Below are 7464 nucleotides of genomic sequence, written 5' to 3'. Positions count from 1 at the left end.
GGTCCGGCGGCCGGCTTTCGCCAGCCGCCGTACCTTTGCTTTTACTGCTGTATCAGTGGTTGCAGCCAGGTCAGGATCGATCCTTCGCCTTCTATGTGTTCGGCGAGTTCCGCATTGAACTCCCTGCCGTAGTCGGCGGCGATGTGCTCCTGGAAGGCTTGCTCGTCCCGGTAGACCTCAAAGACAAAGTACTCCCGCGGGTTGGCTTCCCGCGTGTAGGGCAGGAACATCACGTTCCCCGGTTCGTTACGGACATGCCTTGTAAGGGTTGCCATCATTTCCGCGACGCGGGTTTCACTGCCTTCCTTGACGGTGAACTCCGCATACAGTGTTTTGGTCATAGCCGGTCCTTTGCTCGGGAGGTTTCGGATTGCTCTTTCATCTGTTCGCATTAGCTCGGGATGCGGATTTCACCGGAACCACGCTGTATCAGTTCAGTTGGGATGACATACGTTTGGGCAGGGCTCTGATCACCATCGATCCTTGCAAGGATCCTCTCAGCCGCAAGCTTGCCGATGCGCTCAGGGTGCTGGGCGATCACAGTGATCCCGGGGTCCATCATGTCGGCCAGGGTGAAATCATCAAATCCAATGAGGGCAATCCTGTGGTGCAGCCCAAGGGCTTTCAGTGCCCGCATGGCGCCAAAGGTCACCAAGTTTTGACTGGAGAAAATTGCGGTCGGCGGGTTCTCTGAGGTGAGCAACTCGTGCGCCGCACGAAATGCGGTTTCTTCATCATGCAGGTTCTCACGAACAACGACGCCGGAGGTGGAGATGCCTGCTCGTTCGACGGCGCCCAGGAATCCTGCCCGACGCCTCCCGGCTGTCTGAATATCCGTTCGGTCGCCAAGGTAAGCCAGCCTGGTATGTCCGTGCTGGATCAGATGGGCTGCCGCCTTTGCCGCGCCAACTTCATTGTCAGTAACTACCGCGTCAGCCTCAATACCTGCAGGCTCACGGTCAATGAACACCAGCGGCAGATCGCGGGAATGCTCCGGGATCATGTAGGCCTGGCTCTTGGCGATGGTAGTCAGCACAAGCCCGTCGACCCGACGGCCCAGGAAAGCCGAGATCAGCTTCCTCTCCCGATCAGGATCGTCATCCAGGCTTGCCGCGAAGACGGCAATTCCGCGCACAGCCAAGGCATCTTCCATGGCCCTGTGGATCTCGCCGCTGAACGGGTTGGATACGCTCGGCAGCAGCAGGCCGATGGACTGGGTCTTGCGTCCGGAACGCTTCAGGCTGCCCGCTGTGATGTCCAGTTGGTACTGCAGCTGCTCCGTCGCCCGCATTACCCGCTGGCGGGTCGCCTCTGAGACCCCCGGCTCGTCGTTGACCACTCTGGAGACTGTTTTGATCCCAACCCCCGCGAGATCGGCCACATTCTTCATCGTCGGGCGCTTGCGTCCGGAGTCGGACTGGTAACGATTAGACACCGTTGTCAACTTGCTGCTCCTCACCTCGATTTAATACTTGACTCTACCGTGTGAGCTTGCTTACATGTTACCTGACAACGTTGTCAGCCGCAGAAAATGCGCCGCCAACAGCCACAAAAACAGGAGTTTCAATGTTGAGTTCCAAAGTTACGCGGTCCGCCCGGACCCGCTTTCTCGCCGCCGGTGCAGTCCTGACGCTCGGCGCACTTAGCCTGACAGCCTGCGGAGGCAGCTCCACCCCTTCATCCAGCGGAGGCACCGACGAGAAGATCGGTGTTTCGCTGATCGTAAAGACCACCTCAAACCCGTTCTTCGTATCCATGCAGGATGGCGCCAAGAAGGCCGCCGAGACGGACGGCGTCGACCTTAAGCTTGCGGCCGGCAAGGCCGACGGTGACGAGGACACCCAGATCCAAGCCATTGAGAATGCAATTTCCAAGGGTGACAAGGGCATTCTGATCACCCCAAACGGTCCCTCGGTGGTGGATGCCCTGAAGAAGGCGAAGGATGCTGGGTTGTTCGTCATTGCACTGGACACGCCGCCGGACCCGGCCGACGCCGCTGACATCACGTTCGCCACCGACAACTTCAATGCCGGAGAGCTCATTGGCAAGTGGACCGCTCAGCAACTGGCAGGCAAGAAGGCCGTCATCGCCCTCATTGACCTCTTTGACGACAAGGTGGTCTCCGTGGACTACAACCGCGACCAAGGCTTCCTGACCGGCCTCGGCATCGACACCGCGGATAAGAAGAAGAACGGCGACGAAGCCAAGACGGGAACGTACACCGGCGGCAAGGGCGGCGACTACGAAATCGTCGGCAGCCAGGCTTCCCAGGGAGCCGAAGACGGTGGACGTACCGCGATGGAGACCTTGCTGGCCAAGAACCCCAATGTCAACGTTGTCTACACGATCAATGAGCCTGCTGCCGCAGGTGCCTTCGAGGCTTTGAAGTCCGCTGGCAAGGAAAAGGACGTTCTGATCGTCTCCGTTGACGGCGGCTGCACAGGTGTGAACAACGTCAAGTCCGGTGTGATCGGCGCAACCGCACAGCAGTACCCGGTCAAAATGGCCGAGATGGGCGTCAAAGCCATCGTTGAGCTGGCTAAGACCGGCAAAAAGCCTGCCAACTCTGAGGGCCTGGACTTCTTCAACACGGGCGTGGAACTCGTCACCGACAAGCCCGTCGACGGCGTGAAGAGCATCACCACTACCGAGGCATCCCAGGTCTGCTGGGGCAAGTAAGAACCTCATAGAACGCGGGGAGACGAGCCAAGTAGCGTCTCCCCGCGTACCAGCAGTTACAGAACATGGAAGTTCAGGAGCAACCTAAAGTGACCCAGCAACAGACCGCCGGCCCTCCGAGCGCCGGGCATGCTGACTTGGCCGAGGAATTCCTCGACCGCCAGACCCCCCTCAGCAGAATCCGCAACATCCTTCACCGATACCCGGCCCTCAGTCCGGCCATTGTTCTGCTGATCGCCGTGGTGGTCTTCGGGCTCCTCAACGACCGTTTCCTGCGTGTTGAGAACCTGTCCTTGATCACTCAACAGGTTGCCATGGTGGGTACACTGGCCATCGCCCAGACGCTGATCATTCTGACTGCCGGAATTGACCTCTCCGTAGGCGCGGTCATGATCTTGTCCTCGATGGTGATCGCCCAGCTCGCGGTCAGCAACGGCATTCCAGGGCCCATTGCGCTGCTTGCCGGTCTCGCGGTCGGACTTGGATCCGGGGCTCTGAACGGATTCCTTGTGACAAGGTTCCGGCTCCCGCCATTCATCGTCACGCTGGGAACGTTGAACATTTTTATCGCCTTGACGCTGCTTTACTCCGGCGGAAGCACCGTGCGTGGCTCCGCGATGCCGGACATGCTCACCTGGCTGGGAAGCACATTCCCGATCGGACCCGTCCGGATCTCCACCGGCGTGGTCATGATGCTCCTCCTCTACGTGGCCGTGGCGTTCATTCTGGGCAAGACCGCCTGGGGCCGGCACGTCTACGCGGTCGGCGATGACAAGGAAGCAGCCCGCCTGGCCGGCATTCCCGTCAACCGGGTCCTGATGAGCGTCTACCTTGCCGCCGGTGCGGTCCTCGCCATTGGCGCATGGATCCAGATCGGGCGTACCAACGCCGCCAGCCCTAATGCCGGCGTCGACCTGAACCTGGACTCCATCACCGCCGTCGTGATTGGCGGCACCAGCCTCTTCGGCGGCCGCGGCTCGATCTGGGGTTCGCTGCTCGGAGCGCTGATCGTTGGTGTCTTCCGCAACGGCCTGTCCCTCGCCGGCCTGGACGTGCTTTATCAGACACTCGCGGTGGGCATCTTGATCATCATCGCCGTGTCCGTCGATCAATGGATCCGAAAGGTCAAGTCATGACCACCACAGAATTTGAAGCCCCCCGCACCGAGACCCGCGAGCCCATCCTCAAGGCCAGGAACCTCGTCAAGACCTTCGGCCGGGTCGTCGGTCTCGACGGCGTCAGCCTGGACCTCTATCCCGGCGAAGTTCTGGCCGTTATCGGCGACAACGGCGCTGGCAAGTCCACTCTCATCAAATGCCTCACCGGTGCCGAAGTTCCGGATACCGGCGAACTGTTCGTATCCGGACAGCAGGTGCACTTCAAACGGCCACAGGACGCCCGCGTCCACGGCATCGAAACCGTCTACCAGAACCTTGCCGTTTCGCCGGCCCTCGATGTCGCCTCGAACCTGTTCCTGGGCCGGGAAGAGCGCCTTCCCGGACCGTTGGGGAGTTTGTTCCGGATACTCGACACCAAGGGCATGCGCAAGAAGGCCAAAGAAGAATTGACCCGACTGGGCATCTCCACCCTGCAGGACGTCACCGTGCCGGTTGAGAATCTTTCCGGCGGCCAGCGACAAGCCGTCGCCGTGGCCCGCGCAGCGGCCTTCGGATCCAAGGTGGTGGTTCTCGACGAACCGACAGCCGCTCTGGGCGTCCGTGAATCCAACCAGGTGCTCCAGCTCGTCCGGGACCTCCGCGACCGGGGCCTGCCGGTCATCCTGATCAGCCATAACATGCCTCACGTGTTCGACGTTGCAGACCGCATCCACATCCAGCGACTGGGCAAATGCGCGGCGACCATCACCCCGCAGTCCCACACCATGACCGACGCCGTCGCCATCATGACAGGTGCGGCCAAAGCCTGACTGGCACGCCGGACCTTCCGTCCATTCGGAACCCCAATCTCCGTCCGCGGACCTGCCGACAGGTCCGCGGACGGACCCATACCTCCGCCGTATCAGCGGTAACCCGACGAAAGAACCGAGATGCACAACCTTCACCCGGATGCCTCCGCGCAAAACCCCCTGGACGTTCTCGTCATTGGCGAAGCCCTGGTCGACACTGTGAATACCCGAGAAGGAACCATCAGCTACCCTGGCGGTTCCCCCGCGAATGTTGCCTACGGCCTGGGGCGCCTCGGGGTAAGGACCGGGCTGCTCACAGCGATTGGCAAGGACGAACACGGAGCCGCGATCACCACCCACCTCCAAAGCGCAGGCGTCCAGCTACTCCCCGGGTCAACGTCCCTTAACCGCACCGCCACCGCCACCGCCACGCTCGCAACGGACGGTTCGGCCAGCTACGAGTTCGACATTCTGTGGGAACTTGCTCCCGTAGCGCCCGCCATGATTCCGAAAATGGTCCATACCGGTTCCATCGCCGCGTTCCTGGCCCCGGGAGCAACTACCGTGCGCACCCTCCTCGAACAATGCCACGACTCCTGCTTCATTACCTACGACCCCAACATCCGCCCGGCCCTCCTTGGTAGCCACGCCGAAGCAAAGAAGACCTTCGAGGACCTGCTCCCCCTTACTGACGTCGTCAAACTCAGCGACGAAGATGCTCATTGGCTGTATCCCGCACTTTCGCCGGACGACGTAGCATCCCGGCTACTCAAACAGGGGGCTCGGCTGGTCGTGATCACCCGGGGCGCTGAAGGTGCGCTCCTCGCCACGTCCGCGGCACGCCTCAACATCCCATCAGTTAAGACCACCGTTGCAGACACCATCGGCGCCGGTGACTCATACATGAGCGCCCTGATCTTTGAGCTGTTGACCAGAGCCGAAAAGGCGTTCGCACCAACCGCCCTCGAGATCATCGGACAGACCGCAGCCGTGGCCGCAGCGATCACCGTTAGCCGGCCCGGCGCCAACCCTCCAACCTCCGACGAACTTCACATAGGTCTGGACGGACTCATGCAGCTGCCGCTCGTTGCCAGGTAGCCCATTCCCGAGCTACCGGTGCTTGAACTCCGGTTGGCGCTTCTCGCTGAACGCGGCCATGCCTTCCTTCTGATCCTCGGTGGCGAAAAGCGAGTGGAACACCCTGCGCTCAAACAGGACACCCTGCGCCAGGCCCATCTCGAAGGCTGCGTTCACAGCTTCCTTTGCCACCATCGCGGCGGGCTTGGACTTGGATGCGATGACTTCGGCAGCTTTGAGTGCTTCATCGATCACCTCGGCTGCAGGGACCACCCGCGAGACCAAACCGGAGCGTTCGGCTTCGTCGGCGTCCATGAACCGGCCAGTGAGGACCATGTCCATGGCTTTCGCCTTGCCCACAGCCCGGGTCAACCGCTGCGAGCCGCCCATTCCCGGGATGACGCCGAGGTTGATCTCGGGCTGGCCGAACTTGGCGTTGTCCCCCGCGATGATGAAGTCGGCCATCATGGCCAGTTCGCAGCCACCACCCAAGGCAAAACCGGACACAGCAGCAACAACAGGGATGCGCAGGCGGGTGAGGTCCTCCCAACGGCGGAACCAGTCCGCCGCATACATCTCCATGTAGCTGTTGGAGGACATTTCCTTGATGTCGGCACCGGCAGCAAATGCTTTGGCGGATCCCGTGATCACCACGGCGCCTATCTCGGGATCAGTGTCCATCGCAGTGACTGCGTCCACAAGTTCGTTCATGAGGGCTGTATTCAACGCATTCAACGCCTCCGGCCGGTTCAGCGTCACCAAGCCAACCCGTCCCCGACGTTCCACCACGATGTTCCGGTACTGCTCAGTCATGCTCTCCCTCTCCACCAAGCTCGTCATAAGTTCAGTTCCAACCTCTCACACAGACTTGTCGCGGATCTCCGTGATGATGCCCGAGAAGTCCTTCCCAGCGCCTTCACCAGCGGCAAACGCGTCGTAGATACGCGAGGCCAAAGGACCCATTTCCGCTGCAACGCCTGTGCTTTCCAACGCATTCACAGCCAGGCGCAGGTCCTTGGCCATCAACGCACCGGCAAAGCCGGGCTGGTAGTCGCGGTTGGCGGGGCTGGTGGGAACGGGGCCGGGAACGGGACAGTTGGTGGTCAGCGCCCAGCACTGGCCGGACGCGTTGGAGGCGACATCGAACAATGCCTGGTGCGTGAGCCCTAGCTTCTCCCCGAGCACGAAGGCTTCGGCAACGGCGATCATGGACACCCCCAGGATCATGTTGTTGCAAACCTTGGCGGCTTGCCCGGCGCCATGGTCTCCGCAGTGGACGATCCTTTTGCCCATGAGTTCCAAAATGGGCTTCACGGACTCGAAGTCCTCCGGCAAAGCGCCCACCATGAAGGTCAGGGTGCCGGCTTCGGCCCCCACCACACCGCCTGAAACAGGGGCGTCCACAGAACGGTGACCGGCTTCCAGGGCGATCACGGCGGCCTCGCGGGCTTCGTCCACGTTGATGGTGGAACAGTCCAGGAACAAGGTGTTCGGCTTCGCAACAGAAAGCAGCCCGGGGCCGTCCACACCGCGGTAGGCATCCAGCACATGCTTGCCGCTGGGCAGCATGGTCAACACCACGGCCGCTTCCGCAGCAGCCTCATGAGCCGTCGATGCCATGGGAATTCCGTGAGCCCGGGCTGCCTCGACGGCCGCCGGCACGGGGTCATAGCCAATCACATTGTGTCCGGCTTTGATCAGGTTGGCCGCCATGGGACCACCCATATGGCCCAGGCCAAGGAAAGCGATGAGTCCCGTTGCCGGGGCTTGGATATCTGGCACGGCTGCGTTCTCTGTCATGC

8 protein-coding genes are annotated in these 7464 nt (G+C 61.4%); 4 read left to right on the top strand and 4 right to left on the bottom strand.

Annotation, left to right across the window (positions count from 1 at the left end; all coding sequences use genetic code 11):
• Nucleotides 1-41: 41 nt before the first annotated feature.
• Together A477_RS0112190 and A477_RS0112185 are read right to left on the bottom strand one after the other, a co-directional pair.
• Nucleotides 42-341 (bottom strand): putative quinol monooxygenase, encoded by a 300-nt coding sequence (locus A477_RS0112190; RefSeq protein WP_017199272.1) that lies wholly within the window; start codon nt 339-341, stop codon nt 42-44.
• Nucleotides 342-391: 50 nt separating this feature from the next.
• Nucleotides 392-1390 (bottom strand): LacI family DNA-binding transcriptional regulator, encoded by a 999-nt coding sequence (locus A477_RS0112185; RefSeq protein WP_020372819.1) that lies wholly within the window; start codon nt 1388-1390, stop codon nt 392-394.
• A 176-nt stretch (nt 1391-1566) separates the two neighbouring features.
• On the opposite strand from A477_RS0112185, the gene A477_RS0112180 reads away from it, so the two are divergent.
• From A477_RS0112180 to A477_RS0112165, 4 genes are all read left to right on the top strand, one after another.
• Nucleotides 1567-2679, top strand: a complete 1113-nt coding sequence (locus A477_RS0112180; protein WP_017199270.1) for a substrate-binding domain-containing protein — start codon at nt 1567-1569, stop codon at nt 2677-2679.
• Between the two features lie 89 nt (nt 2680-2768).
• Nucleotides 2769-3815, top strand: coding sequence for an ABC transporter permease (locus tag A477_RS0112175; protein WP_017199269.1), 1047 nt, complete (start codon nt 2769-2771; stop codon nt 3813-3815).
• Nucleotides 3812-4606, top strand: a complete 795-nt coding sequence (locus A477_RS0112170) for an ATP-binding cassette domain-containing protein (protein WP_017199268.1) — start codon at nt 3812-3814, stop codon at nt 4604-4606. The genes A477_RS0112175 and A477_RS0112170 overlap by 4 nt, the downstream gene beginning before the upstream one ends.
• A 120-nt stretch (nt 4607-4726) precedes the next feature.
• Nucleotides 4727-5683, top strand: coding sequence for a carbohydrate kinase family protein (locus A477_RS0112165; RefSeq protein WP_017199267.1), 957 nt, complete (start codon nt 4727-4729; stop codon nt 5681-5683).
• Nucleotides 5684-5695: 12 nt separating this feature from the next.
• On the opposite strand, the gene A477_RS0112160 is transcribed toward A477_RS0112165, so the two are convergent.
• Both A477_RS0112160 and mmsB read right to left on the bottom strand, forming a co-directional pair.
• Nucleotides 5696-6475 carry an enoyl-CoA hydratase gene (locus tag A477_RS0112160; protein ID WP_026005573.1) on the bottom strand — a complete coding sequence of 260 codons (780 nt, stop codon included), beginning with the start codon at nt 6473-6475 and terminating at the stop codon, nt 5696-5698.
• Nucleotides 6476-6520: 45 nt separating this feature from the next.
• Complete coding sequence (gene mmsB / locus A477_RS0112155) at nt 6521-7462, bottom strand: 3-hydroxyisobutyrate dehydrogenase (protein WP_017199265.1); 942 nt, start codon at nt 7460-7462, stop codon at nt 6521-6523.
• Nucleotides 7463-7464: the final 2 nt, after the last annotated feature.

This window comes from Arthrobacter sp. M2012083 (assembly GCF_000281065.1).
Lineage (GTDB): Bacteria > Actinomycetota > Actinomycetes > Actinomycetales > Micrococcaceae > Arthrobacter.
The sequence above is the reverse complement of the archived record's forward strand: the minus strand, read 5'-3'. Positions and strand labels throughout refer to the sequence as shown.